24 protein-coding genes are annotated in these 25,435 nt (G+C 68.1%); 6 read left to right on the top strand and 18 right to left on the bottom strand.

The window, feature by feature from the left end:
• Window positions 1-174: 174 nt before the first annotated feature.
• From RT456_RS16060 to RT456_RS16040, 5 genes are all read right to left on the bottom strand, one after another.
• On the bottom strand, window positions 175-945 hold the full coding sequence (locus RT456_RS16060) for a LytTR family DNA-binding domain-containing protein (protein WP_313348039.1): 771 nt from the start codon (window positions 943-945) through the stop codon (window positions 175-177).
• Window positions 914-1,960: a histidine kinase gene (locus RT456_RS16055; RefSeq protein WP_313348038.1), complete on the bottom strand. Its 1,047-nt coding sequence runs from the start codon at window positions 1,958-1,960 to the stop codon at window positions 914-916. Before RT456_RS16055 ends, RT456_RS16060 begins: the two co-directional genes overlap by 32 nt.
• Before the next feature lie 3 nt (window positions 1,961-1,963).
• Window positions 1,964-2,629 (bottom strand): alpha/beta hydrolase, encoded by a 666-nt coding sequence (locus tag RT456_RS16050; protein ID WP_313348043.1) that lies wholly within the window; start codon window positions 2,627-2,629, stop codon window positions 1,964-1,966.
• 88 nt (window positions 2,630-2,717) lie between these two features.
• Entirely contained in the window at window positions 2,718-4,622 is a 1,905-nt protein-coding gene (gene mdoH, locus RT456_RS16045; protein ID WP_313348037.1) for a glucans biosynthesis glucosyltransferase MdoH, read from the bottom strand.
• Between the two features lie 508 nt (window positions 4,623-5,130).
• Window positions 5,131-5,295, bottom strand: coding sequence for a hypothetical protein (locus RT456_RS16040; protein WP_313348036.1), 165 nt, complete (start codon window positions 5,293-5,295; stop codon window positions 5,131-5,133).
• A gap of 211 nt (window positions 5,296-5,506) precedes the next feature.
• On the opposite strand from RT456_RS16040, the gene RT456_RS16035 reads away from it, so the two are divergent.
• The gene (locus RT456_RS16035) at window positions 5,507-5,896 is read left to right on the top strand and encodes a DUF2628 domain-containing protein (RefSeq protein ID WP_313348035.1); all 390 of its coding nucleotides are present in this window, start codon (window positions 5,507-5,509) and stop codon (window positions 5,894-5,896) included.
• A 72-nt stretch (window positions 5,897-5,968) separates the two neighbouring features.
• Here RT456_RS16035 and RT456_RS16030 read toward each other — a convergent pair whose 3' ends face one another.
• From RT456_RS16030 to RT456_RS15970, 13 genes are all read right to left on the bottom strand, one after another.
• Window positions 5,969-8,551 carry a methyl-accepting chemotaxis protein gene (locus tag RT456_RS16030; RefSeq protein ID WP_313348034.1) on the bottom strand — a complete coding sequence of 861 codons (2,583 nt, stop codon included), beginning with the start codon at window positions 8,549-8,551 and terminating at the stop codon, window positions 5,969-5,971.
• A gap of 173 nt (window positions 8,552-8,724) precedes the next feature.
• The gene (locus RT456_RS16025; protein WP_313348033.1) at window positions 8,725-10,206 is read right to left on the bottom strand and encodes a SulP family inorganic anion transporter; all 1,482 of its coding nucleotides are present in this window, start codon (window positions 10,204-10,206) and stop codon (window positions 8,725-8,727) included.
• 94 nt (window positions 10,207-10,300) lie between these two features.
• Window positions 10,301-12,241: a response regulator gene (locus RT456_RS16020; RefSeq protein ID WP_313348032.1), complete on the bottom strand. Its 1,941-nt coding sequence runs from the start codon at window positions 12,239-12,241 to the stop codon at window positions 10,301-10,303.
• Entirely contained in the window at window positions 12,228-13,088 is an 861-nt protein-coding gene (locus RT456_RS16015) for an ATP-binding protein (RefSeq protein ID WP_313348031.1), read from the bottom strand. The genes RT456_RS16020 and RT456_RS16015 overlap by 14 nt, the downstream gene beginning before the upstream one ends.
• Complete coding sequence (locus tag RT456_RS16010) at window positions 13,085-14,101, bottom strand: ATP-binding protein (RefSeq protein WP_313348030.1); 1,017 nt, start codon at window positions 14,099-14,101, stop codon at window positions 13,085-13,087. Before RT456_RS16010 ends, RT456_RS16015 begins: the two co-directional genes overlap by 4 nt.
• Window positions 14,092-14,493 (bottom strand): anti-sigma regulatory factor, encoded by a 402-nt coding sequence (locus RT456_RS16005; protein ID WP_313348029.1) that lies wholly within the window; start codon window positions 14,491-14,493, stop codon window positions 14,092-14,094. Before RT456_RS16005 ends, RT456_RS16010 begins: the two co-directional genes overlap by 10 nt.
• Entirely contained in the window at window positions 14,490-14,855 is a 366-nt protein-coding gene (locus tag RT456_RS16000; protein WP_313348028.1) for an STAS domain-containing protein, read from the bottom strand. The genes RT456_RS16005 and RT456_RS16000 overlap by 4 nt, the downstream gene beginning before the upstream one ends.
• Window position 14,856: 1 nt before the next feature.
• Window positions 14,857-15,708, bottom strand: coding sequence for an STAS domain-containing protein (locus RT456_RS15995; protein ID WP_313348027.1), 852 nt, complete (start codon window positions 15,706-15,708; stop codon window positions 14,857-14,859).
• 194 nt (window positions 15,709-15,902) lie between these two features.
• On the bottom strand, window positions 15,903-16,181 hold the full coding sequence (locus RT456_RS15990) for a PQ-loop repeat-containing protein (protein WP_313348026.1): 279 nt from the start codon (window positions 16,179-16,181) through the stop codon (window positions 15,903-15,905).
• Window positions 16,181-16,882: a glycosyltransferase gene (locus RT456_RS15985; protein ID WP_313348025.1), complete on the bottom strand. Its 702-nt coding sequence runs from the start codon at window positions 16,880-16,882 to the stop codon at window positions 16,181-16,183. Before RT456_RS15985 ends, RT456_RS15990 begins: the two co-directional genes overlap by 1 nt.
• Entirely contained in the window at window positions 16,879-17,466 is a 588-nt protein-coding gene (locus RT456_RS15980) for a class I SAM-dependent methyltransferase (protein WP_313348024.1), read from the bottom strand. Before RT456_RS15980 ends, RT456_RS15985 begins: the two co-directional genes overlap by 4 nt.
• Entirely contained in the window at window positions 17,463-18,221 is a 759-nt protein-coding gene (locus tag RT456_RS15975) for a PIG-L family deacetylase (protein WP_313348023.1), read from the bottom strand. The genes RT456_RS15980 and RT456_RS15975 overlap by 4 nt, the downstream gene beginning before the upstream one ends.
• Complete coding sequence (locus RT456_RS15970) at window positions 18,209-19,171, bottom strand: acyl-CoA dehydrogenase family protein (RefSeq protein ID WP_313348022.1); 963 nt, start codon at window positions 19,169-19,171, stop codon at window positions 18,209-18,211. Before RT456_RS15970 ends, RT456_RS15975 begins: the two co-directional genes overlap by 13 nt.
• 135 nt (window positions 19,172-19,306) lie before the next feature.
• On the opposite strand from RT456_RS15970, the gene RT456_RS15965 reads away from it, so the two are divergent.
• The 5 genes from RT456_RS15965 to RT456_RS15945 all read left to right on the top strand — a co-directional run bounded on the left by RT456_RS15965 (window position 19,307) and on the right by RT456_RS15945 (window position 25,369).
• On the top strand, window positions 19,307-19,471 hold the full coding sequence (locus RT456_RS15965) for a hypothetical protein (protein ID WP_313348021.1): 165 nt from the start codon (window positions 19,307-19,309) through the stop codon (window positions 19,469-19,471).
• 113 nt (window positions 19,472-19,584) lie between these two features.
• Window positions 19,585-21,822, top strand: coding sequence for an ATP-binding protein (locus RT456_RS15960; RefSeq protein WP_313348020.1), 2,238 nt, complete (start codon window positions 19,585-19,587; stop codon window positions 21,820-21,822).
• Complete coding sequence (locus tag RT456_RS15955; RefSeq protein ID WP_313348019.1) at window positions 21,819-22,292, top strand: response regulator; 474 nt, start codon at window positions 21,819-21,821, stop codon at window positions 22,290-22,292. Before RT456_RS15960 ends, RT456_RS15955 begins: the two co-directional genes overlap by 4 nt.
• Window positions 22,285-24,705, top strand: a complete 2,421-nt coding sequence (locus RT456_RS15950; protein WP_313348018.1) for a PAS domain-containing protein — start codon at window positions 22,285-22,287, stop codon at window positions 24,703-24,705. Before RT456_RS15955 ends, RT456_RS15950 begins: the two co-directional genes overlap by 8 nt.
• Before the next feature lie 46 nt (window positions 24,706-24,751).
• Entirely contained in the window at window positions 24,752-25,369 is a 618-nt protein-coding gene (locus tag RT456_RS15945; RefSeq protein ID WP_313348017.1) for a TetR/AcrR family transcriptional regulator, read from the top strand.
• The last annotated feature ends 66 nt before the right edge of the window (window positions 25,370-25,435 follow it).

Here is a 25,435-nt window from a genome sequence, read left to right as displayed (position 1 = left end):
TTCGCTCTGCCAGAGGGCAAGCGGGCTCTTTCGGGTGGCGATGCGCAGGTGTCCATGCGCCCATTATCGCCGGCAGGAAGCGTATCGACCAACGGTCGATGCCTACCGGGGGCACCACCTGCCGCCTGACCCTCCGGGTCCGCCGGCAGGTCACGACCGTGGGTCGTGACCGCGTTACAGGTGTTTCAAATCCTGTTTCAGGCTCGCCACGCAGCGGCGGCTCACTTCCAGCGGCGTCTTGCCATGCCGCAGCACGGCCTGGACCTGGCCTGCGCCATTGCGTCGCAGCTCCACCAGTTCGTGACGCGCCACCAGGCAGTTGCGGTGGATCCGCACGAAGCGGCTGGTGAACTCCTCTTCCAGCGACTTCAGCGATTCCTCGATGAGGTCCTCGCCGCGCGCGTGATGCACCACCACGTACTTTTCCTCGGCCTGCATGTAGTGGATGTCGTCGATCGGGATCAGCCGCAGGCTGCCACGCAGGCGTGCACACAGCAGGGTGCGGGCCTGCGCGCTGGGCGTGCTGGGTTGGCCATTGCGCCCGGCCAGGAACGTGCGCGCACGTTCCAGCGCGGCCGCCAGGCGCTCGGAACGCACCGGCTTCATCAGGTAATCGATCGCGGCCGCCTCGAACGCGGAGAGCGCATGCGCGTCGTAGGCGGTGCAGAACACCACCGCCGGGCGCGGATCGAAGGTGGCCAGGTGACGCGCCGCCTCCAGCCCATCCAGCCCGGGCATGGCGATGTCCAGCAGGACCAGGTCCGGCTGCAGTTCGGCGCATGCATGCAGGGCCTGTTCGCCGTTCTCGGCCTCCGCCACCACCTCGACGCCGGGCTGCTCGGCCAGCAGGCTGCGCAGGCGCTCGCGTGCGAGGGGCTCGTCGTCGGCGATCACCACTTTCAAGCAGGCTTCCTCACTGGACGGGCACGAAGATGTCACAGGCATAGTAGCCGTCGGCCCATGCCCCCGTCATCCGCGCCGCGGGCCCGAACCGCCATGCCAGGCGGTGGGCGATACTGCGCTGGGCATGGCCCGCACCCTGCATGAGCGGCAGCGCGCGGGCGTGTGGGTCCGGCGCCGGGTTCTGGACGCGGATGTGCAGCTGGCCGCCTGCGCAGGAGAGCGCAATGACGATGGTGCCGCCGTCGGGCAGGCGCGAAATGCCATGCAGCACGGCATTTTCCACCAGCGGCTGCAGCACCAGGCGCGGCATCGCCAGCGTCCACGGCAACGGCTCTTCGCGCTGCCACTGCACCTGCAGGCGCTCGCCCAGGCGCAGGGATTCGATCGACAGATAGGCTTCGGCCAGCTCGCACTCGGCCTGCAGCGTGGCGTCGCCGTCGCCTGCCCCCAGTGCGGCGCGGAACAGGTCGGACAGATCCAGTACCGCACGTTCGGCCACCACCGGATCGCGGCGGACCAGGCTGGCAATGAGGTTCATGCTGTTGAACAGGAAGTGCGGGCGGATCCGCGCCTGCAGCGCATCGGCCTGCGCGCGGGCGTTGGCGACGGTCTGCGCGGTCCAGCGGTCGCTCACGTAGAAATAGCGCAGGGCCAACGCCACGATCAACGCGGTGACCGTGGCGCAGCCGAGGGTGAACCGCCAGAAGCCCACCACCCCCGCGAAACCCTGTACGTCGAGCACCGCATACAGCGCATGCACGATGCCGGTGCACAGCGCGGCGATCAACGCGGTCATGCCGACAGCGACCACCGTGCCCGGCCCTTCAGGCAACCGCGACAACGGGGTGCGCGCCGCACACAGGCAGACCGTCACCGCCAGCGCGAGCCACAGCGCCAGCCCGCTGGCGGACAGGAAATCGGACAGGCCCCAGTGGCGGCTGCCGTCCGGTGCCAACGCCACCACCACGACCACCAGTTCGGCCAGGCCGAGCATCGCACCCAGCCGCGGCAGGCGGCACAACTCGGGCAACCAGGGCTGCTGGCGCGGATCGTTCATGGCTCAGGCCGTCGTGAAACGCGCGTCCAGCCAGTCGCCCAACGCCTGCAGCTCGTCGGCGCAGACCTGGTGCGCCATGGGATAGGAATGCCACTCCAGCGGGAAGCCGAGCGCACTCAACGCCTGGGCGGTGTGGGCGGCGATGGGCTGCGGAATCACCGGGTCCTGCGCGCCATGCGCCATGAACACCGGCGGGCGGATGCCATCGGCAACGCGGTTGGCGGCGGCCGCCTCCGGGTCCGGAAGATAGGTGGACAGCGCGATCAGGCCGGCAACCGGCCGCGTCCAGCGCAGCGCCGCACTGAGGATGATGGCGCCGCCCTGCGAGAAGCCGGCCAGCAGGATGCGCTCGGCGGGAATGCCGCGCGCGATCTCCTGCTCGACCAGCGCGTCCAGCGCCTGCACGGATGCGTCCACGCCGGCGGCATCGGCACGCGAGCGGAAATCCATGCTGATGATGTCGTACCACGCACGCATGCGCACGCCGTTGTTGATGGTGATCGGCTGCACGGGCGCGTGCGGGAACACGAAGCGGATCGACGGCCAGTGCGGGCGCAGCAGCTCGGGCACGATCGGTGCGAAGTCGTTGCCGTCCGCGCCCAGGCCATGCAGCCAGATCACGGACCATTGCGGCGCGGGGGCGGTTTCGTTGACGACGGTTTCCAACAGGTGCGACATCGTGCAGCTCCAGTGCTTTCTGGAGGCATTATGCGGGCAGATGGCCCGTGGCAGTCATCGGGGTGTGCGGCGGTGCGGCTCAGTGCCCGGCGCGTTCGGCAGCGGCGCGGCGCAGCTGCGCCGCCCGCACCAGGATCGTCGGCGGGGCCAGCTCCTCGGGAATGTCCATCAGGCCCAGGCGATGCAGCACGTCACCGGCACGGCGCCCGGACGTAAGCGCGACCACGGGAATGGCCAGCACCATGCCGATCACTACTGGTGCCATCCACGCCGCCAGGGCCGGCGACACCGCGTAGGCCAGCACACCCATGAACAGCCCGAACACACTCAGCCCGCCATAGCCGCGGATCAGGGCCGGCCAGGAAATGCCGCCGTCGTCGCGCTGCTGCGCATCCCAGCCCGAGTCCTTGCCGGCCAGCACCTCGGCGACACCGCGCGACTGCACGTACATCACCACCGGTGCCATCAGCGCCGCCAGCACGGTTTCGAGCAGCATCGACACGAACGCGCGGATCCCGCCGCCGCAGCCGCGCCGCTCCACCGGGTCCATCAGCATGGCGATGTAGCCCAGCACCTTGGGCAGCAGCAGCACGGCCATGGTGATCGCGAACATGCGGATCACCTGGGTTTCATCCTGCTGGCGCCAGTACACGCCCGGCGAAAGGTGCAGCATTTCGCTGAAGTCGATACCGCCCTGGAACAGCGGGATCGCGATGCCGATCAGCATCAGCATCGCCCACATCGGCGCGGTGAAGTAGTGGCCGATGCCGATCATCATGTGCATGCGGCTGACCCAGTGCAGGCCCTTGGAGCCGACCACCTTGGCGTGCTGCAGGTTGCCCTGGCACCACCGGCGGTCGCGCACCAGCATGTCGGTCAGGGTCGGCGGACCCTCCTCATAGCTGCCCCGCAGATACGGCACCATATGCGTGGCCCAGCCGCCGCGGCGCATCAGCGCCGCCTCCACGAAGTCGTGGCTGAGCACATGGCCGCCGAATGGCTGCCGGCCGGGCAGCGGAGGCAGGCCGGCGTTGTCGGCGAAGGCCTCGGTGCGGATGACCGCGTTGTGGCCCCAGTAGTTGCTTTCCGCGCCATGCCACCAGGCCACGCCGCGACCGATCACCGGGCCGTACACGCGCCCGCCGAACTGCTGCATGCGGGCGAACAGGGTGCGCCCGCCGATGACCGCCGGCAGCGTCTGGATCAGCCCGACATCCGGGTTGTGTTCCATGCCGGCCACCAGGCGCACGATGGTGTCGCCGGTCATCAGGCTGTCGGCGTCGAGGATCAGCATCTGCGGGTAACCGGCGCCGAACCGGCGCACCCAGTCGGCGATGTTGCCGGCCTTGCGCCCGCTGTTGTCGCCTCGGCGCCGGTAGAACAGGCGCTCATGCCCGCCGACCGCATCGCACAGCTCGGCGAAGGCCTGCTCTTCGGCCGCGCCGATGTCGTCGCGCCGGGTATCGCTCAGCACGAAGAAGTCGAACTGTTCCAGCTGTCCCGTGCTGGCGACCGATTCGTAGATCGCCTGCAATCCCGCCAACAGCCGGCGCGGGTCTTCGTTGTAGGTGGGCATCAACAGCGCGGTGCGGGTATGCACCTGCGGCAGCGGCTGGTCCGGATCGATGCCCAGCTTGTAGCCGCGATCAAACACCGCCGTCAGGAACCCGGCCACGGCACCGGCAAAAGACAGGGCGATCCAGGCGAACAGCGCCACGAACAGCACCAGCAGGCAGCCTTCCAGCACGGTGATGCCATTGGTGGCCAGCACCTTCCACATCATCGCGGTGGCGGCCACGGTCATCGCGGCGGTGCCGCCGAAGATATAGAAGCGGCGCAAGGCGATCATGCGCGGCGCGGTACGCTGGCGACGCACCTGCAGCCGCCCGTCGCGGAAGGTCTGCTCCGGCATGCCCAGCGGGGTTTCGGGGGGCAGCACCGAGCGCCCCGCATCGAGCGTGGCGTTGACTGTCTGCACACTCATGCCTGGCTACCCTGTGCAGCGCGTGTCCAGCCGGCGTTGCCCGGCACCTGATGGGTCATCCCGATCCCGGCGCGCACCCTGGCGCTGCTGTGTCCTGCGTGGGCGTGGCCATGGCCGGTGCCCCGCTGATGTCTGTGACTACCGGAACCCACGAACTCTCCAACCGCTTGGGACGAAAAATGCGGCCCAGCATAGGGGGGCAAATGTAAGCCGGGTGCGAAAGGGGCTTTCGCGGATTCCCCCCCATTCAGCAAATCCGGCCGAGGTCCCCACCCTGCCCAATGCGACAAATAGCCGCAGGCCTTGCGGCACAAGGTTCTGCCCATTCAGCGTGGAGATGCGGGGTAGCCGCCCCCGGTCTGGCAGCGCAGATCGGCGGGCGCCCTCGTTTGGATATGGCCGCAGGCTGTACTGCGCAAACCCGCCCGCCCGTATCGGTCGGGCAAGGGTCCTCGGCAGGCCACCTGGCAAGGCGCAGCGCAGCGCAGGTCAGCGCCACGCCGGCGGGTCAGGCAGGCGTCGCCTCGACGGCGACGTCGGTCTCGACCGGGGGCCGCGCCAGTGCGCGCGAACCCACGTGGGAATACTGCAGCTGTGCCAGCAGATGCTGCGCCTGGGTGGCGATCGGGCACGGCGCGATCCGCGGGCCGGCCTGAGGACGCTCAGGGGACATCACTACACTCGACATGGTCTGTTTTCTCTTGGCATTCCGAATACGCCGCGGGGCTCCCTGCCGCGCGGAATGCGAACCCTATATCAATTTGGGGACGAATGTGTGACGCCACCTTCGCGCCCTCGCGGAGGTGCGTTGCAGCGTCAGGAAACTGGCGCGAAGTACCAGGCAGCAACTATCATGTAAACGTTTTCAACCTCAGTAATCGGATATGGATTCCAACATCGCTTCGTCCTACAGCCCCAAGTGGCAGTTCCGCTTCAACTTCTTCGCCACGCACGGCGCCCCCAGCTCCCCCGCCTTCAAGGCCGCCTACAAAGCGCTGCCGTTCGGCCAGAAGATCAAGGTCAACTTCAACTTCTTCGCCCTGTTCTTCGGCTGCATCTACCTGTTCGTCCTGGGCATGTGGCGCAAGGCGTTGACCATCGTCGGCCTGACCGTGGTGCTCGCCGTGGTGCTGGCCTTCCTGCCCGACGTGATCGGTCGCGGCATGGCCGTCGCCTGGTCACTGCTCATCGCACTCACCACCAACTACAACTACTACCTGGAAAAGGTAAAGGGTGACACCAGCTGGAACCCCTTCCAGGGCATGCGCTGGTAAGCCATTCCTTGTAAATGCCCCCCAAAAGCCCGGTCATGCGACCGGGCTTTTGCGTTCTGGCGCCGCGGCGGGTCAGAACGTCTCCCATGCCTCGGCCGGTGCCGCCACCGCGCGCGACACCGGCGTCCCGCGGCGGGGCGCAGAGCGCGGACCGATCGCCACCGACGCGTCGGTGCGGAAGATCGCCACCGCGGTGCCCAGGTGCTGGGCCTGCTCTTCCATCGCACGGGCGGCAGCGGTGGCTTCTTCCACCAGCGCCGCGTTCTGCTGGGTGGTCTCGTCCATCTGGGTGATGGTCTGGTTGACCTGCTCGATACCGGCGGACTGTTCCTTCGACGCGGCGGAAATTTCGGCCATGATGTCGTTGACCCGGCGCACGCCGGTCACGATCTCCTGCATGGTGCGGCCGGCCGTCTGCACCAGCGCCGAGCCCTCGCTGACGTGCGCGACCGAGTCGTCGATCAGGTGCTTGATCTCCTTGGCGGCACCGGCCGAGCGCTGTGCCAGCGCGCGTACTTCCGTGGCCACCACCGCAAAACCGCGTCCCTGTTCGCCTGCACGCGCCGCTTCCACGGCTGCGTTGAGCGCCAGGATGTTGGTCTGGAAGGCGATGCCATCGATCACCGAAATGATCTCGGCGATGCGCTTGGACGATGACTCGATGCCGGCCATGGTGCTGACCACCTGCCCCACCACGTGCCCGCCCTGCTCGGCGACCTCGGCCGCACCGGCAGCCAACTGGTTGGCCTGCACCGCGTGATCGGCGTTCTGGCGGACCGTGGAGGTCAGCTCCTCCATCGATGCGGCCGTCTCTTCCAGACTGGCCGCCTGCTGTTCGGTGCGACGCGACAGGTCACTGTTGCCCGAGGCGATCTCGCCGGCGGCCAGGTTGATGCTGGCGGTGGCCTGCTGGATGCGGCCGACGATGTCGGTCAGCTGCGTCACGGTGGTATCGGCATCGTCGCGCATGCGTGCGAACACGCCATGGAATTCCCCCTGCATGCGCGCGGTGAGATCGCCGGCGGCGATGGCGCGCAGCAGTGCGGAGATCTGCTGCAGATTGTCGTCGCTGACCTGCATCATGGTGTTGAGGTTTTCCACCATGCCGCGGAAATCATGGTCGAACCGCACCACATCACCGCGCTGGGTGAAGTCGCCCAGCGCGGCCGCGCCGGCCAGGTCGCGGATCTGGGTGTTGATCGCGCGCAGGTTGGTCTTGGTGGTGTCCATCGCGTCGGTGAACGCCGCCTGCTCGCCCGGCAGCCGGTCCATGTCCTGCGACAGGTCGCCGACGGCGTAGCGCTGCATCACCTCGACCAGGCGCCGGGTCACGGCGATGTTGGCGCCGACCAGCTGGTTGGTGTCGTCCACCATGCGCCCGTATTCGCCCGGGAACGCCTGGGCGTCCATGCGGTAGCCGAGCTCACCGGCGTCATGGCGCTGGGCCATCTCGCTCTGCGCGGCCATCACCGCGCGCAGCTGGCCCCGCATGCGCTGCATCGACTCGAGCAGCCGCCCGACCTCATCATTGCGCGGTGGCGGCAACGGCGTATCCAGGCGGCCTTCGGCCACGTCGGCCGACAGGCGTACCGCATCGGCCAGCGGGCGGATCGCCTGCCGGCGCAGCAGCACGTACACGCTCACGCTCAGCACCAGCGCCGCGCCCAGGCCCACCGCCAGGATGATCCACAACAGCGCGCGCGCCTGCGCGGTGATCAGCGCGTACGGCACGATCACGCCCAGGGCGAAGCGTTCCTGGCTGGCGCCGATGCGCAGCGGCACGTAGGCCTTCACGTTGCCGGCGGCGTCGGGCGTGAGCGCCTCGAAGCGCTGGTCAGCGGCGACTGCCGACAGGACCTGCGCGGTCGTGGCGTCATCGCGGCGCGTCCCGATCTGGCTGGCGTCCTGTGCAGCGAGCACGATGCCACCGGGCGAGATCAGCTCCACATGGCCTTCGCCCATCGGACGCAGTGCGGCCAGTCGCTCCTGCAATGCCGCCAGGCCGACGTCCACGGTCACCGCGCCCAGGAACGCGTCGTTGTCGAGCACCGGGGTGGACAGCGTGGTCATCAATACCTGCCTGCCGCCGATCTCGTACTTGTATGGCTCACTCACGGTGGGGCGCTTCAGCGCACGCGGCCGCAGGTACCAGTCGCCATCGCCGGGCACGTCGTAGCCCTTCAATACGTCCTGCACCGGCGCACCGTCCTGCCAGGCCCAGTAGCTCATGAAACGGCCGGTGGCGTCGTGGGCTTCGGCGTTGACGAACGCGGCATCCCTGCCATCGAACGCCTCCGGTTCCCACAGCGTGCCCAACCCCACCCACTCCGGGTGCGACTGCAGCTGCTGCTGCAGGACCTGCGCGGCGGTGACGCGGGTCAGTGTGCCCACCCGGTGCTGCACCACCAGGCTGTCGGCCAGCGCCTGGCTCGTGGAAAACGCGGCGGCGAGGTCGGCACCGACCCGGCGCGACTCCGCCTCGGCCTGGCTTTCCATGGTCCGCCGCGAGGACTCCAGCAGCGCCTGGCTGGCCTCGTGGTAGCTGAGGGCGGCGGTCACGCCGAAGCAGAGCATGGCGATCAGCGCCGTTCCCAGCATCAGCCGATGGGCGATGCTGCCGGGGCGCTTGGACACGGACGAGCGGGACACGGACATGGGGTGTTCCAGGCAGGAGTACAGAACAGCGCACGCCCTTGGGCGCCGCTACGACGTCACGCAGTCCATTGCGGCCCGGTCGGCGCGGTGCAACTCACGCGTGATCCGGGGCAGTGAGCTGGTAGCGGCCCTGGGCTGCCGATGTTGAGGGTCGAATCCTGACCGGGTTCAGTTCAGTGAGCGCTGCCGGACGCGCTTCCGCCGGCCTGCGGGCGTCGCCCGAGCCGCTCCACCAGGGTCTGGCTGGCCGCGTTCAACCCGACCACGTCCACCTGCGCACCGTGCGCGCGCAACTTGAGCAGCACCCGGTCCAACGCGCCCACCGCGCTCAGGTCCCAGAAGTGGGCATGGCTGAGGTCGATGACCACCCGCGGAGGCACGTGCTGGAAATCGATGCTCTCGGCGAACTGCCCGGCCGAAGCGAAGAACACCTGGCCGGTGACCGTGTAGGTGCGCACGCCGTCAGCGTCGTCGTGGTCGTCCACGACCAGCAGCCGGCCGACCTTGCGCGCGAAGAACAGCGCCGACAGCAGCACGCCGGTGAGCACGCCCTTGGCCAGGTCGTGGGTGGCCACCGTCACCACCACCGTCGCCACCATCACCACCGATGAACTCGTCGGATGCAGGCGGAACTCGGCGAAGGAGCGCCAGTGGAAGGTGCCGATGCTGACCATGATCATCACCGCGACCAGCGCCGCCATCGGGATCTGGCGGACCCACTCGGCGCCGTACACCACCAGCAGCAACAGCAACACGCCTGCCCACAGGCACGACAGCCGCCCGCGCCCACCCGAGGAAACGTTGATCACCGACTGCCCGATCATCGCGCAGCCGCCCATCCCGCCGAAGAGTCCGGCGGTGATGTTGGCCAGGCCCTGGCCGGCGCATTCGCGGTTGCGCTGGCTCGGGGTATCGGTCATGTCCTCGACGATCTGCGCGGTCATCATCGACTCGAGCAGGCCCACCACCGCCAGCGTCGCAGACACCGGCAAGAGCAGTTTCAGCGTATCCCAGGTCAGCGGCACGTCCGGGAACAGGAACACCGGCAGGCTGTCGGGCAGCGCGCCCATGTCGCCCACGGTGCGCACGTCCCAGTGCAGCCCGATCGACAGCGCGGTGAGCACCACGATGGCCACCAGCGGCGACGGCACCGCCCGGGTCAGCCGCGGCAGCAGATAGATGATGGCCAGGCCCGCGGCGCATACCGCCCACACCTGCCAGGCGCGTCCGATCAGCTCGGGCATCTGCGCCAGGAAGATCAGGATGGCAAGGGCGTTGACGAAGCCGGTGATGACCGAGCGCGATACGAAACGCATCAGTGCCCCGAGTTTCAGCGCGCCGGCCAGTATCTGCAGCAACCCGGCGAGGAGGGTCGCCGCCAACAGGTACTGCAGGCCGTGGTCCTTGACCAGGTCGACCATCACCAGCGCCATGGCACCGGTGGCGGCCGAGATCATGCCCGGTCGCCCACCGGCGATCGCGGTGACTACCGCGATGCAGAACGAGGCATACAGGCCGACCTTGGGGTCGACGCCGGCGATGATGGAGAAGGCGATGGCCTCGGGAATGAGCGCCAGCGCAACGACGGTGCCGGACAGCAGGTCACCGCGGAGGTTGCCGAGCCATTGCTGGCGCAGCGGGTACGAAACGGGCATGGGCAGAACTCGGTGCGCCGACGATCAGCGGCGCGCAGGATACCCCACCGCCGCAGGCTGGGATATGGGCGGCCGGGGACGGCCGCCCCCGGCATCACGCGCTGCCGAACATGGCGCGGACGCTGCGCAGCAGCTCGTTGACGCTGAACGGCTTGGGCAGCAACGACATGCCTTCGCCCAGGAACTCGTTGCGCACCACCGCGCTCTCCGTATAGCCGGTGATGAACAGCACCGGCAGAGTCGGGCGCAGCACACGGGCGGCGTCGGCCAGGTCGCGGCCGTTCATGCCCGGCAGGCCCACATCGGAGAGCAGCAGCTGGATCTCGCGGTCGGAATGCAGCTCCAACAGGGCCTGCTGCGCGTTGGTGGCTTCCACCACCAGGTAACCGGCCTCGATCAGCATTTCGCGGACCATCGTGCGCACCGAATCGGTGTCGTCCACCAGCAGGATCCGCTCGGCATGCCCGCGCTGGATCTGCACCGGCGCGGCCGTCTCTTCAACGGCCAGCAGCCGGCCTTCCGGCAGCAGCAGCTCGATCTCGGTGCCCTCGCCCGGCTCGCTGGCGATGCGGGCACTGCCCCCGGACTGGCGCGCGAACCCGTAGGTCATCGACAAACCCAGGCCGGTGCCCTCGCCCTGCGGCTTGGTGGTGAAGAACGGCTCGAATACCTTGGTCAGCAGCTCCAGCGGAATACCGCTGCCGTTGTCGATCACCTTGACGCTGATGTAGTCACCGGGCGACAGCTCATGGTCGCGCTCGATGTGCGCACGACCGGCGCGGACCCGGATCAGCCCCTGCCCGGCCAGCGCGTCGCGCGCGTTGATGACCAGGTTGAGCATCACATTCTCGAACTGGTTGGGGTCGGCCACCGCAACCAGCGGTTCGGTTCCCAGCTCCAGCTCCAGCTCGATGTTCTCGCCGATCGAGCGCAGCAGCATGTCTTCCAGCGAGCGCACGCGGGCGACCACGTCGAACGTCTGCGGGTCCAGCGGCTGCTTGCGCGCGAAGGCCAGCATGCGCTGGGTCAGCGCCGCCGCGCGGTGTGCCGACGCGGTGGCGATGTCCACATAGCGGCTGGCCTTGTCCCACTTGCCGCTGGTGGCGGCCATTTCAATCATGTCCAGGCCGGAGATGATGGTGGTCAGCAGGTTGTTGAAGTCGTGGGCGATGCCGCCGGTCAGCTGGCCCAGCGAGTCCATCTTCTGGGCCTGCATCAGCTCCATCTCGGTGCGTTCGCGCTCGGCGATCTGGAAGGCCAGCTCGCTGTTGGCGCTTTCCAGCTCCTGGCGCTGTTCCAGCTCGCGCACATGCCGCTCGGTGATGTCCTCGACCAGGACCAGGCCGAGCCCGGGCGCGCTGTACGGCGTCACCCGCCATTCGGTCATCCGCCGGCTGCCCAGCACCGGCAGCGTGAACGTGCCCTGCCAGCGCTCGCCTTCGGACAGCGCCACCTTCAGTGCACTCATCAGGCCGAACTGGTGGTCCAGCAGCGACTCGATCTGGCCCGGCCCCAGGTCGTCGCCGAGCAGGCGCTTGAAGGCATCGTTGGCCTCGTGCACCTGCAGCTGCGCATCCAGCACGCCGATCGGCGCATTGATCTGGCGGAATATCTCACCGAAGCGCGCTTCGGCTTCACGCAGCGCCTCTTCGGCACGGCGCGCGCGCAACAGGCTGCGCAGCGTGGCCAGCAGCACGTCCGGGTCCACCGGGTGGATCAGGTAGGCGTCGGCACCGGCGTTGAGACCCGTGATCAGGTCCCCGGTGGCGATGGAGGCGGCCGACACATGCACCACCGGCAACAGCTGCATGCGCGGGTCCGAGCGCAGCCGGCGCACCACGTCGAAGCCGCTCATGTCGGGCAGGTTGACGTCCAGCACCAGCGCGCCGAAATCCTGTTCGGCCAGGCGCAGCAGGCCTTCGTCACCGGTGCCGGCTTCCTCGACGCGGAAGCCATGGTGCTCCAGCACCCGACGCACGGCGTAACGCGTGGCCGCGTTGTCATCCACCACCAGGATCGTGTCACGCATCGGCATCGACGGTCTCCCCAGCCAGCTTGAGCGGCAGGGTCACATGGAATTCCGAACCGTGACCCACCTCGCTGACCACGCCCACCCGCCCACCGAGCAGCTCGGCGAAGCGCTTGCACAGCGACAGCCCCAGGCCGGTGCCGCGCAGGCGCTTCTGCAGCGGCGTATCGACCTGCACGAAGTCTTCGAACAGGGTCGGCAGCGCGTCCTGCGGGATGCCGATACCGGTATCGCGCACGCTGAAGCGCACCGAATGGTCCTCCACCAGGCGGGCCGAAACGACGACCTGGCCATTGGGGGTGAACTTGACTGCGTTGGAAATGAAGTTGCGCAGGATCTGCGCCAGCTTCTTGTCGTCGGTGTACAGCAGCGGCAGCGGCGGCGGGTCCTCGAACAGCAGGTCCACCTGGTTGCCCTCGATCAGCGGGCGGAACATGCCACGCAGCGCGGAGAACAGGTCCATCAGGTCGAACCATGCCGGCGAGATGGTGATGCGGCCCGCCTCGATCTTGGCCAGGTCGAGCAGGTCGTCCACCATCTCGCGCAGTTCGCTGGCCGAGCCGCTGATGAAGCGCACCTGGCGCCGCTGTTCGTCGGTCAGCGGTCCATCCATGCCGTCTTCCAGCAGCCGCGTCATGCTCAGGATCGAGCCGAGCGGCGTGCGGAACTCATGGCTCATGTACGACAGGAACCGGCTCTTCAGCTCGGACACTTCGCGCAGCTGTTCGGCCTGCTGGTCCAGCTCGGCATACAGGGCGAGCACGCCCTGGTTGGTTTCGTCCAGTTCGGCGCGCAGCGCGTCGGCTTCGGCGCGCAGCCGGTCACGTTCCTGTTCGGCGGGAAGGGTGTTCAATGCAGGTCTCCGAGGCGCAGGGCAATGATGCCGACATCGTCGCGGCCACGGTCGAAGTCGCGCTGCAGCACCGCCACGATCAGGGCCGGGTGGCGGTGGAGCAGGCCGGGGTAGTCGCGCAGGCTCCAACGCGCCTGCAGTCCATCACTGTGCATGAGCAGAAGCGTGCCTGCCGTCGTGTGAAAATGGAATGGTTGGGTCTTGCGGAACTGGACGCCCACGATACCCGGGTGGGACGCCATGCCGCGGCTGCCGGTGGGTTCGCACAGGGTGGCGGAGATGTTGCCGATGCCGGCGAACTCCAGCGCGCCACTGGCCACGTCCACGCGCGCGACCGCCGCCGCACCGCCGCGGCTGCCGGACATGCCCACGTGCAGCGCATTGATCAGGTCCGGTGCGGACGCGGTGCCGCGCTGGGCGGCCGCGGCCACGCCGGCCTGCGCGGCATCCGCCGCCTGCAGGCCGTGACCCAGCCCATCGATCAGCGTCATCGCAACCGCTTGGCCATCGGCATGCAGGTGCCATGCGTCGCCGCAGGCCTCCTCATGGCGCATGGGCAGGCGCAGCGCGCCGTAGGGCACGTCCACGTCACGCGCGGCGCGGCTGGCGTAGATCCGCGCCACCACCACGCTGCCCTTCGCATCCGACCACGCCTCCAGCACCGTTGCCTGGCGCCGGATCGCGCCCAACCCCAGGCCCTGCGTGCCGCCGGTGGAGTAGCCATCGGGCAGCGACTGCGCCAGCGAGAACCCGGGGCCGGCGTCGAGCGTGCACAACTCCACGCCCAGGCCGCCGCGCGCGCAGACCACGGACAGGTACATGCGCCCGCCGTGCCCGTGTTTGATCACGTTGGTGGCCAGTTCGGTGGCCGCGAGGGCTACGCGCCCGGCGTCCATCCCGTCGAAGCCGATGTGGTCGGCCAGGGCCTGCGCCTCGCGCCGTGCCTGCCCCACCTGCGAGACCTCCTCCACGACCACGACGCGGGTGACGCGGCCGGAGAAATTCAGATCCATTTGGTGATGGCAACCCGCGTGCCCTTGCCGGGCGCACTCTCCAGTTCGAATTCGTCCACCAGTCGCCGTGAGCCGGACAGGCCCAGGCCCATGCCGCTACCCGAGGTCCAGCCATCGGTCAGTGCCTGGGCGATATCGGGAATGCCCGGGCCGTTGTCCGAGAACACCAGACGCAGGCCACGGCGCACGCCACGGTCCACTACGTCCCATTCCATGCTGCCGCCGCCGCCATAGATCACCGCGTTGCGGGCCAGCTCACTGGCGGCCGTGACAAGCTTGGTCTGGTCGATGAGCCGCATCTTGCAGGCCACCGAGGCCTGGCGCGCGGCCTGGCGGGCCAGGACCACGTCCTGCTCGACGCGGATCGGCAGCGATCCACTCACCGCCGTCATGATGCGTCTTCGTCGGGTTGCCGCAGCAGGTGCATGCCGCGCTCGACATTCAACGCCGTACGCACGCCCGTGAGCGTCAGCCCCAGCTCCACCAGGGTGATGGCCACCGCCGGCTGCATGCCCACCACCACGGTGGTGGCATCCATGATCCGGGCCAGCGACGAGATGGTGGAGATCATGCGACCAATGAACGAGTCCACGATGTCCAGCGCGGAGATGTCGATCAGGACACCGCTTGCGGACGTACGCTGGATGCGATCGGTCAGGTCGTCCTGCAGGGTCAGCGCAAGCTGGTCATGCATGTCCACCTGGATCGTCACCAGCAACAGGTCGCCCATCTGCAGGATAGGGATGCGATCCATTTCAGCGGGCGACCTTGGTAACCGTCTGGCCGGTACGCTTGAGCGCCAGTGCCAGGGCGTCGGCCAGGTTGGCCTTGGTGACGATGCCCTGCAGGTCCAGGCCCAGGTGCACGATGGTCTGCGCGATCTGCGGACGCACGCCGCTGATGATCGCGTCGGCGCCCATCAGGCGGATGGCGGTGACGGTCTTGAGCAGGTGCTGCGCGACCAGGGTGTCCACGGTCGGCACGCCGGTGATATCGATGATGGCGATCTCCGACCCGGTGTCGACGATCCGCTGCAGCAGCGACTCCATCACCACCTGGGTGCGCTGCGAATCCAGCGTGCCGATCATCGGCAGCGCCAGCACGCCTTCCCACAGCTTCACCACCGGGGTGGACAGCTCCAGCATTTCTTCCTGCTGGCGCTGGATCACGTCTTCGCGGGTCTTCTGGTACGCCTTGACGCTGTGCAGCCCCAGCCCGTCGATCAGCTCGGAGATCGCCCAGAGCTGGTCGCCCAGCACCTTGGGATCGTCGGCGAGGTGCTGCTGGAACAGCTCGAACAACGGGCGCTTGAGCGAGAACAGGAAGCTGGCGGTCTCGGCGGAGTTGAAGCCCTTCAGCACGCGGTCGCGCGAGAGCTGTTCCAGGAAGTGCTGGATCTCCTGCCACTCCGGCCCGGTCAGGCCGCTGCCCGAGGTGGACAGGGCGGACTGGAACAGACCCCAGAACCCGCGCACCTGCGTGTCGAGCTCACGCGCCGACAGCCGGCCGTCCTGGCTCTGGCCCGCCAGTTGTTCAGCCCACTGCGTCACCACCGTGTCCTGGTGGCCGCGGATGAGGTCGAGGGTGCGCTGCTGCAATGCCGCCATGGAGGTGGTTCCTATTAAAAAGGAGAAGAAGCCCCGGCGTGATGCACGCGCAGGGCTTCAGAGCGCCTGAGCTTAAATGAATTCAGGTAGGGCAGCTATCACAACAAACCTTCCCGCGTGAAGACCTCACGCACAAAACTAACTCATTCACACTGCGGCCGCCGCGCGGGTCGCGCGCGTGCCCGGTCGCCGGGTCAGCCGTCCTGTTGGGCGCGCCGACGACGCACGGCAAGCACCTGGCCGACCACGGCGGTCAGCAGGATCAGGCTGTTGGTCACCACGAACACGGTGGACCCCAGCATCGCGCTGTAGGCGATGAACAGCACCGAGGCGGTGATCTGCCCCACGAACAGCCACGTGGATACGCCCTCCACCGAGTTGGCTTTGTGCTGGGTATGGATCTGGCGTGCCAGGGTGGCGATGAGCACGACCGTGGCGGCCCAGCCCAGCAGATCGGCCGGCTGCTCGATCATCACGGGACCAGCCGCGCCGGCAGCAGGCCCGCGCCGGCCTCCATGACTTCGCGCTCGAGCGCCCGCAGGAAGCTGCTGAAACCCAGCGGCGCGCGCGCGGTACGGCGCGCGCTGGTGACCACCGCCGGCTGGGCGAGCCACGCGAGGCGGGCCTGGGTATCGGTCAATGCCGCCACCAGCGCCACGTCCTCGGACGTGGCCAGCGCGGGGAAGCCACCGGCGGCGAGGTACGCAGCCGCGCTGAACCCCATGTTCGCGCCGTGGATGTGGCGATGGCCATCCCGCACGACCTCGCCATGCCGGTTGAAGGCGACCCGGACCGCCTCGGGATAGTCCAGCCAGTCCACCACCTCGACCACGCCGCAGAAGGCATCGGCGCCACAGCTGACCTGGCGCCACAACCAGTCCGCCGGCACCGAGGTGTCGGCATCGGTGCTCGCGATCCAGCGTGCACCGTGCGCGAGTGCGCAGCTTGCTGCCGCCGCGCGGGCAACCCCCACGCAGCGCGCGTCCAGCGTCACGGTCATCACGCCGTGCCCGGCGCATCGCGCGGCGGTGGCGTCGCTGCAGTCGTCCAGCGCAACCACCACCAGCACCGGCTCACCATCGAGGCCTGGATGCGCCGCCGCGACCGCGATGGACGCCAGGCAGTGGTCGATCACGCGTGCCTCGTTGTGCGCGGGCACGATCACCCCGATCATCGCAGGCCCTCGCAGGCGGCAACGCTGGTCGGCGACACACCCCAGCCCTGCATCACCAGGTCGGCGTCGCGATAGGTGAACGCTTCCACCAGCCCGCCGGCAAGGGCTTCGTGCACCTCGGCAGCGGAACTGAGGGCCTCGGCGAACGGGTGCACCCAGTGGCAGGCCAGCAGCAGACCGTCGTCGGCGAGGCTGGTACGCAGTCGGGTCGCCATTTCGCTCAGATCCGGTGCGGACAGGTAATAGCCCACTTCGCTGACCACGATCAGATCGAACTGCCCCGTGGGCCAATCCTGCGGGTGATGGGCCTGCTCGAAGCGCACGTTGGCGAATGCAGCGGTGGACGACGCCGCATCGGCCAGCGCCGCCGCACTCAGATCGGTACCGAGCAAGGCATCGCAGCGCTCTGCCAGCGCGGCACTCAGCACGCCGTTGGAGCAGCCCAGTTCCCAGGCGTTGCGATAGCGCTGCCGGGGCAGGCAGGCCAGGGTCAGCGCACGCTTGCGCGCCTCGTACCAGCGCTGGCGGTACTGGAAGGGATCGGGTTCGCGGTAGATCTGCGCGAAGTAGGCAGCGGTATTCATCCGATCAGCACCTCGTAGGCGCGGCGGAAGCGCGCCAGCACGTGTTCGGGCAGCACCGGTTCGCGGTCCAGATCCTCCACCGTGCCGGTCTGGGTGGCGAACGCAGTCATCGCCAGGCGCTTGCGCGCCTGTGAGTCGGTGCACAGCGAAATACGCTGCGCGGACGTCCACGGACCGCCCGCAGCACGTGCATCGAGCCAATGCCAGGCCCAGACCGGGTACTGCAGCGTCCGCGCGCCGCAGCTGATGGCCGCCGCACGCGCTGCACGCCCGACCGCCTCATGATCCGGGTGCCCGTCGTGCACCCACGGCGCCACCACCATGTCACCCGGCAACAGGCGGGCGGCGAGGTGCGCGGCCAGATCGGTTTCATGGCGCGCCACCGCGCCATCGGGCAGGCCCAGCGTGGTGACGTGTGACGCGTCCATGCCCAGCGCCTGCATGGCGGTGACAAGCTCTCGACGGCGGGCATCGCGCAGTCGCGCGGTCGTCCATCGAGGGTGGTCCGGATAGCAGGCTTCGCCATCGGTGACCGACACCACCTGTACCGCGATGCCTTGCGCTAGGGCAGCCTGCATCAGGCCGCCACAGCCCAGCACCTCGTCATCGGGGTGCGGCGACACCACTACCAGGCGGCGTGCACCCAGCAGCACCGTGTCCGCTTCGACGGACGGCAGCGCGTCCAGCCATACGCAGTCGTCCCAGTCTGCTTCCTGGGTACCGCGGCCTTCGATGCGCACGGTTACAGCGTCCACGGCGCCTCCACGTGCTGGACCGCACGGCCGAGCTCGGCCCAGTCGCGGTCGGCGTGGCTCTGCCGGATGAACACCGTGAGGTCGCTCCAGCGCTGCGCGTGTTCGGCATCCAGGCACATCGGCGCCGGGCCCAGCGCGCGGCCCACCGCATCCAGCACCTGCACGCAACTGCGCTCCACCACGCTGCGCACACGGATGACATCGGTCGTATGCGGTTGTGCCGGCATGGCGTCGACCCACGCGGCGAGTTCACGCAGCAACGCCGCCGAGGACTGCAGGGCCATGTCGACCTGGCCGAGCAACGCCGCGCTCTGCGCGTCGCCTTCCACACGTGGCGAACGCTGCAGGGGCGCGGCCAGCGCGACGGCGGCGCCGTACCAGCAGGCGGCAATCCCGGCACCGCCGTGCCAGAAGCCCGGTCTCGCCAGGTACGCGCCCGGACGTCCAACCGGCTCGGCCGGGACCCGCTCGAACTGCACGCTGCCGCTGGGGATGCCGCCCATGCCGGTGGCATGCCAGCGCTGTGGCTGCAGCAGCAGGCCCGGCGCATCGCTGCGGATGCAGACCAGACGCGCGCCGGCCTCGCTCTGCGTGGTGACCAGCGCCACGTCCACCAGGCCCGCGCCCGAACACCAGGGTTTGTTGCCACTGACCGTACCGCTGTCCTCGTCGAAGCGCAGGGTGGCCTGTGGCCCCTCGGCCGCCCATACCGCCGCCAGGATGCCCGGCATCAGCGGGGGGGCATGCAGGTCCGCCAGGATGGCCTGCGCGTCGTAGTGGGCTTCAAGCACCTTGGCCACGCACAGGTCCTGCCCGGCAATGTCGGCCAGGGCGCGCCAGCGTTCGAGCGTGTGACCGCGCCCGGGCAGCGGCAGCGTGGGGTGGCGCAACAGGGTATCGCGGGCAGCCGCTTCAAGCGCGGGCGCCGCATGTTCTGAAAGCTGGTCCATGCCGACGGGATACAGCGTTGCGCGTCGGGGGGCGGTGACTGATGCGTGTGTGTGCCGTGCAGCCGCTGCGTACACCGCCCTCACTTGACTGCGCACACGCTTGCAGCGCGACCACCCGCGAACAGGAGAACATGCATGAACGCCTCAGCTTCCAACCCGCTGGAGGGCAAGGACGACCAGCAGAAGGCGCATACCCCGGACACCCTGCGCAACGACGATGCGCGGTGGAAAGACAAGGACATGCCCGAACAGGAGCACACCGCCACGCCCGACGATTACGAGCGCCCGCCGAAGCCCTGAGCCGCCGAGGCGGCGTCGTCACGGTGTGAATGCGACGATGTGCCAAGCTATGTGGCCCGTCACAGGGTCTGCGTGACAGCGCACGTCAATACCGTATTGGATAGGGTTACCGAATGTCATCCTGGAACGCCAGCGAAAGCACCTTGGATATCACCCGCTGCGCCAGTGAACCCATCCGAACCCCCGGTGCCATTCAACCTTACGGTCTCGTGCTGGTCCTGGATGCCCGTACCCTGACGGTAACGGAACGCGCGGTCGCCGAGGCCGGCATTCTTGATGCGCTGGGCGACCCGCTCGGACAGCCGGTCGAGGCCGTGCTGGGCGCCGCCCTGGCGTCGTGCCGGCCGGCGCTGGAGGCATTGCAACCGGACACCTCGCACTTCCTGGGTGCCCACCGCATCGGCGACCACGGCGGTCACCATGTGGTCGCGCACCGGCTGGGCGGGAACATCATCGTCGAGCTGGAGGCGCCGGTGCCCGGCGAGCCGGGCTCGCTGGAAGACCTGTATCCCTCCATCCGCCGCTTCATGGGCGAGATCGAGCGCGTGAGTACCACGCGCGAGCTGTGCGATCTGGCGGCGGCGCAGATCCGCGAGCTCACCGGCTTCGACCGCACCCTGGTCTACCAGTTCGACACGGAGTGGAATGGCGCAGTGGTCGCCGAGGACGGCAATGGCGTGCTGCCCAGCTATCTGGACCTGCGCTTCCCCGAGTCGGATATTCCGGCCCAGGCGCGCGAGCTCTATCGCCAGAACCGCGTGCGGCTGATCGCCGACAGCGACTACCGGCCCGTGCCGCTGGTACGCAGCGCGGCCAACGCCGATGCACCGCCCACCGACCTGAGCCCGTCGATGCTGCGCAGCGTGTCGCCGGTGCACCTGCAGTACATGCGCAACATGGGCACCGGCGCGTCGATGTCGGTGTCGCTGCTGCGCGAAGGCGAACTGTGGGGGCTGATTTCCTGCCACAACCAGGCGCCACAGCGGGTGCCGTACCACGTGCGTACCGCCTGCGAGTTCATCGGGCAGATCCTGTCGCTGCAGATCTCGTTGAAGGAACGCGCGCGGGTGATCGAAGAGCGCATCGCACGCCGCGCCATCCAGGTACGCCTGCTCGGGCGCATGGCGGGCGACCAGGACTTCATGGTCGCGCTGGGCCGTGACCAGCAGAACCTGCTGGCGCTCACCGAGTCCAGTGGCGCCGCCATCGTCCACCGCGGCGAGTGCATCCTGCATGGCCACTGCCCGACCGCGCAGCAGGTGATGGCACTGGTGCAGTGGCTGACCGCGCAGCCGGACCAGGGCGAGCTGTTCTGCACCGAGCGGCTGCCCATGCTGTGGAAGGACGCAGATGCGTTCTCCGACGTGGCCAGCGGCGTGCTGGCGATTTCGATCTCGCAGCTGCACGACAGCTTCGTGCTCTGGTTCCGCCCGGAAGTCATCCGCACCGTGCGTTGGGGGGGCGATCCGCGCAAGGAGGACACCGGCCTGCCGCTGTCGCCGCGCACTTCGTTCGAGGGCTGGAAGGAAACGGTGCGCAAGCAGTCGCTGGCATGGAACGAGGTGGATCGCGATGCCGCGCTGGAGCTGCGCACCGCCATCGTCGACATCGTGCTGCGCAAGGCCGAAGAGATGGCCGTGCTGAACGAACAGCTGCTGCGCAGCAACAAGGAGCTGGAGGCATTCTCGTATTCGGTCAGCCATGACCTGCGTGCGCCGTTCCGTCACATCGTGGGCTATTCGGAACTGCTGTGGGCCTCGGCGGGCGAACGATTGAATGATTCAGAAAAAAGATTTCTCGACACCATCGTCGAATCTGCACAATCGGCGGGAACGCTGGTGGATGACCTGCTGAGCTTCTCTCAGATGGGTCGCTCCACGATGGGTCAGATCACGATGGACATGACCGCCCTGGTCGAAGACGTGCGGCACAAGCTGGACATGGAGTACGCCGGTCGCAGCATTCACTGGACCCTTCCGCCGCTGCCGCGCGTCAAGGCCGATCCGGGCATGGTGCGGCTGGTGTGGCAGAACCTGCTGTCCAACGCGATCAAGTTCACCCGCGACACGCCCCACCCTGCCATCGCGGTGGGCCACCGTCGCAACGACACCGAGGATGTGTTCTTCGTCCGCGACAACGGCTGTGGTTTCGACATGCGCTACGTGGACAAACTGTTCGGTGTGTTCCAGCGCCTGCATCATGCGGACGAGTACGAAGGCACCGGCATCGGCCTGGCCAACGTCCACCGCATCATCACCCGCCACGGCGGCCGTACCTGGGCCGAAGGCGAGGTAGGCGTGGGCGCGACATTCTTCTTCACCATTCCCTTTGCTACTGGAGACAACCTATGAGAGACCTGCGGCCGATTCTGCTCGTGGAAGACAATCCGAAGGACGCTGAGCTGACGATGGCTGCACTCGCCCGCTGCCAGCTGCTGAACGATGTCACCCATGTGCGGGACGGTGTGGAGGCGCTGGAGTACCTGCGCAGCCAGGGCCGCTACGAAGGCCTGCTGCATGGCGGCCCGGTGGTGGTGCTGCTGGACCTGAAACTGCCCAAGCTCAACGGGCTGGACGTACTGAGGGAGATCCGGACCGATCCCGCCCTGAGCAGCACGCCGGTGGTGATGCTGACCTCCTCGCGCGAGGAGCAGGACCTGGTCAGGAGCTACGAACTGGGCGTGAATGCGTTCGTGGTCAAGCCCGTGGACTTCAAGGAATTCCTGGAGGCCATCCAGGGGTTGGGCATGTTCTGGGGCATCACCAACCAGCCGCCGCCACACGGCACCCTGTTTGGCGCAAAGAGCAGAAAAGATGGCTGATGCCCCTACCGGCGCTTCGATCCGGATCCTGATGGTCGAAGACAATGCGCTGGATGCCGAGCTGATCGCCCTGCAGCTCACCCGCGCCGGGCTGCCGTTCACGTTCGAGCGGACCTGGTCGCATGAGGGGATGCTGGCGGCATTGCGTGCGAATGCGTTCGACGTGATCCTGGCCGACCACGTGCTGCCCGGTTTCGACGGCGACGCGGCGCTGACCCTGGCCAGTGAGGTGGCGCCGCAGGTGCCCTTCATCTTCGTCTCCGGCACGCTCACTGAAGAACTCGCGGTGCAGGCGCTCAAGCGCGGCGCACGCGACTACGTGGTGAAGGCGCGCCTGCAACGGCTGCCCGACGCCATCGTCCGGGCGATCAGCGAAGCGGACGAACGGCGCAAGCTGCAGCGCGTCCAGACCGAGCTGCGCGGCAGCGACCAGCGCCTGCGCCTCATCACCGACTCCCTGCCGGCGTTGATCGCCTACCTGGGCCACGACCACCGCTACCGCTTCGCCAACCAGGCGTACTTCGAGTGGCATGGTCTGGCGCCGGATGAGCTGATCGGCATGCATACCCGCGACGTGGTAGGCGAGGAAACCTTCGCCCAGATACAGACACACCTGGACAAGGTACTGCAGGGTGAGCGGGTCAGTTTCGAGACGCTGTCGGGACGCCGCAGCGGCACGCTGCGCCATGCGCAGATCGACTGCGTGCCCGAGCTGGCCGAGGACGGCACGGTGCTGGGCTACTACGCCATGGCCCGCGACATCAGCGAACTCAAGCAGGCGCAGGCGCTGTTGAAGGCCAGCAACGAATCGCTGGAACGCCAGGTCAACGAACGCACCTCGGCCCTGCACCGCAGCGAGAGCCGGCTGCAGGCGCTGTTCGAGTCCAGCTTCCAGCACCAGAACCTGCTCACGCTCGATGGCCACATCATCGACACCAATTCGGCCTCGCTGGCCGCCATCCTGGCCACCAAGGCGGATGTGCGCGGCGCGCTCTATTGTGAATCGGCGTGGTTCGCCGATACCGAGGGCGTGCCGGCGATCGTCTGCGCGGCGGTGCTGGAGGCCGCTGGCGGCAGCGCCTCCCGGCATGAGCTGGAGCTGCGCCTGCCCACCGGCAAGCGCGCGTTCGAGTTCTCGTTCCGGCCGCTGCTCGACCACCAGGGCAACGTCACCGCCGTGGTGTCGGAGGCGGTGGAAACCACCGCGCGACGCCAGGCCGAGGAAGCACTGCGGCAGAGCCAGAAGATCGAGGCGGTGGGCCAGCTCACCGGCGGCATCGCGCACGACTTCAACAACATCCTCACCGTGATCGCCGGCAACGTGGAGTACGCCATGATGCTGACCGAGCGCCTCGGCGATGCGGCCGGCAATTCGTCGCGCGCCTTGGACAACGCGCTCAAGGGCGTCATGCGTGCGGCCAACGTCACCCAGCGCCTGCTCGCGTTCTCGCGCCGGCAGCCGTTGAAGAGCCAGCCGGTGGATCTCAACGAACAGGTGCGCGACATGCAGGACATGCTGCAGCGCGCACTCGGTGAACTGGTCCAGCTGGAGATGGTGCACAGCCCCGACATATGGTGCGTGGAGGTCGACACCAGCCAGCTCGAGGCCTCGGTCCTGAACCTGGCGGTCAACGCGCGCGATGCGATGGCCGAGGGCGGCAGGCTGATCATCGAAGTGGACAACGCACACCTGGACGCCGACTTCAGCGCCCACAACCCCGACGTGCCGCCCGGCCACTACGCGATGCTGCGGGTCAGTGACACCGGCCACGGCATGTCGGCCGAGACGATGACGCGGGTGTTCGAGCCGTTCTTCACCACCAAGGAAGTCGGCCGCGGCACCGGGCTGGGCCTGTCCATGGTCTACGGCTTTGCCAAGCAGTCTGGTGGCCATGTGCTGGTCGATTCGACAGAGGGCGTCGGCACCACCATTACCCTGCTGTTCCCGCGTTCGGCGGCGGAACTGCCGCAGGCCGGCAAGGCGGAGACGCGCGGCCTGGCCGGCTATGACATGCAGGACGAGGCCACCGTGCTGGTGGCCGAGGACAACGACGATGTGCGCGCCTACACCGTCGAGACGCTGCGCCAGCTCGGTTACCGCGTGCTGGAGGCGCATGACGGTCCGTCGGCGATGCGCCTGCTGGAACGTACCGATGTCAGCGTGGACCTGCTGTTCTCGGACATCGTGATGCCCGGCATGTCCGGCTGGGAACTGGCCAGGCGTGCCCTGGCACACAAGCCGGGCCTGCGCGTGCTGTTCACCTCGGGCTACCCGCGCGACATCGATGCCAGCGGGGAGGTCGGCAGGAACATCGCGATCCTGGCCAAGCCCTTCACCCGCAGCGATCTGGCGCGCTCGATCCGCGGTTCCTTGCGGGAAGAGGGCACGCCGCAGGGGAGCGCCGCACCCTGATTGCGACCACTAGACGACCGGTCTAATTGTATGTACAGTGCACCCCATGAACTCCGCCACCGCCACCGCCACCGCCACCGACGCCCTTGATGTCCGCGACAAGATCCTGGCCACCGGCCAGCGGATCATGGGCGGCAAGGGCTTCTCCGCCGTCGGCCTGAACGAGGTACTGACCGCCGCCGGCGTTCCGAAGGGGTCGTTCTATCACTACTTCGGTTCCAAGGAAGCCTTTGGCGAGGCGCTGCTGGAGGACTATTTCGCGTCCTACCTGGCCGAGATGGAGGGCATCTTCCGCCTGCCCGGCCAGACCAAGGCGCAGCAGGTGGCGGCGTATTTCCAGTCCTGGCGTGACAACCAGTCGTTCGACGACTGCCAGGGCAAGTGCCTGGCGGTGAAGCTGGGTGCGGAAGTCGCCGACCTGTCGGCGAGCATGCGCGCCGCACTGAAGCGCGGCACCGCGGGAATCATCGCGCGCCTGGCGCAGGCGATGCGGCAGGGGGTCGAAGACGGCTCCCTGAGCCTGGACGATGCGCCGGAGAACGTCGCGCAGAGCCTGTACCAGCTGTGGCTCGGCGCCAGTGTCATGGTCAAGATCGTCCGCACCCCCCAGCCGTTCGACGCCGCCTGGCAGACCACCCGCGGGATGCTGCGCCTTTCACCCTGAGTGACCCCCGGAACACGAGGCACTTCACCCCCTGAAGTGCCTTTTTTCACGACCTGTTTCTAGACG

The organism is Stenotrophomonas sp. (assembly GCF_032099025.1).
GTDB lineage: Bacteria > Pseudomonadota > Gammaproteobacteria > Xanthomonadales > Xanthomonadaceae > Stenotrophomonas.
The sequence above is the reverse complement of the archived record's forward strand: the minus strand, read 5'-3'. Positions and strand labels throughout refer to the sequence as shown.

Excerpts from the sequence above, each read along its gene's own strand:
- RT456_RS16060 (WP_313348039.1), bottom strand. The coding sequence starts at position 945 with ATGCCTGTGACATCTTCGTGCCCGTCCAGTGAGGAAGCCTGCTTGAAA.
- RT456_RS16055 (WP_313348038.1), bottom strand. The coding sequence starts at position 1,960 with ATGAACGATCCGCGCCAGCAGCCCTGGTTGCCCGAGTTGTGCCGCCTG.
- mdoH (WP_313348037.1), bottom strand. The coding sequence starts at position 4,622 with ATGAGTGTGCAGACAGTCAACGCCACGCTCGATGCGGGGCGCTCGGTG.
- RT456_RS16040 (WP_313348036.1), bottom strand. The coding sequence starts at position 5,295 with ATGTCCCCTGAGCGTCCTCAGGCCGGCCCGCGGATCGCGCCGTGCCCG.
- RT456_RS16035 (WP_313348035.1), top strand. The coding sequence starts at position 5,507 with ATGGATTCCAACATCGCTTCGTCCTACAGCCCCAAGTGGCAGTTCCGC.
- RT456_RS16030 (WP_313348034.1), bottom strand. The coding sequence starts at position 8,551 with ATGTCCGTGTCCCGCTCGTCCGTGTCCAAGCGCCCCGGCAGCATCGCC.
- RT456_RS16025 (WP_313348033.1), bottom strand. The coding sequence starts at position 10,206 with ATGCCCGTTTCGTACCCGCTGCGCCAGCAATGGCTCGGCAACCTCCGC.
- RT456_RS16020 (WP_313348032.1), bottom strand. The coding sequence starts at position 12,241 with ATGCCGATGCGTGACACGATCCTGGTGGTGGATGACAACGCGGCCACG.
- RT456_RS16010 (WP_313348030.1), bottom strand. The coding sequence starts at position 14,101 with ATGGATCTGAATTTCTCCGGCCGCGTCACCCGCGTCGTGGTCGTGGAG.
- RT456_RS16005 (WP_313348029.1), bottom strand. The coding sequence starts at position 14,493 with ATGACGGCGGTGAGTGGATCGCTGCCGATCCGCGTCGAGCAGGACGTG.
- RT456_RS16000 (WP_313348028.1), bottom strand. The coding sequence starts at position 14,855 with ATGGATCGCATCCCTATCCTGCAGATGGGCGACCTGTTGCTGGTGACG.
- RT456_RS15995 (WP_313348027.1), bottom strand. The coding sequence starts at position 15,708 with ATGGCGGCATTGCAGCAGCGCACCCTCGACCTCATCCGCGGCCACCAG.
- RT456_RS15990 (WP_313348026.1), bottom strand. The coding sequence starts at position 16,181 with ATGATCGAGCAGCCGGCCGATCTGCTGGGCTGGGCCGCCACGGTCGTG.
- RT456_RS15985 (WP_313348025.1), bottom strand. The coding sequence starts at position 16,882 with ATGATCGGGGTGATCGTGCCCGCGCACAACGAGGCACGCGTGATCGAC.
- RT456_RS15980 (WP_313348024.1), bottom strand. The coding sequence starts at position 17,466 with ATGAATACCGCTGCCTACTTCGCGCAGATCTACCGCGAACCCGATCCC.
- RT456_RS15970 (WP_313348022.1), bottom strand. The coding sequence starts at position 19,171 with ATGGACCAGCTTTCAGAACATGCGGCGCCCGCGCTTGAAGCGGCTGCC.
- RT456_RS15965 (WP_313348021.1), top strand. The coding sequence starts at position 19,307 with ATGAACGCCTCAGCTTCCAACCCGCTGGAGGGCAAGGACGACCAGCAG.
- RT456_RS15960 (WP_313348020.1), top strand. The coding sequence starts at position 19,585 with ATGTCATCCTGGAACGCCAGCGAAAGCACCTTGGATATCACCCGCTGC.
- RT456_RS15955 (WP_313348019.1), top strand. The coding sequence starts at position 21,819 with ATGAGAGACCTGCGGCCGATTCTGCTCGTGGAAGACAATCCGAAGGAC.
- RT456_RS15950 (WP_313348018.1), top strand. The coding sequence starts at position 22,285 with ATGGCTGATGCCCCTACCGGCGCTTCGATCCGGATCCTGATGGTCGAA.
- RT456_RS15945 (WP_313348017.1), top strand. The coding sequence starts at position 24,752 with ATGAACTCCGCCACCGCCACCGCCACCGCCACCGACGCCCTTGATGTC.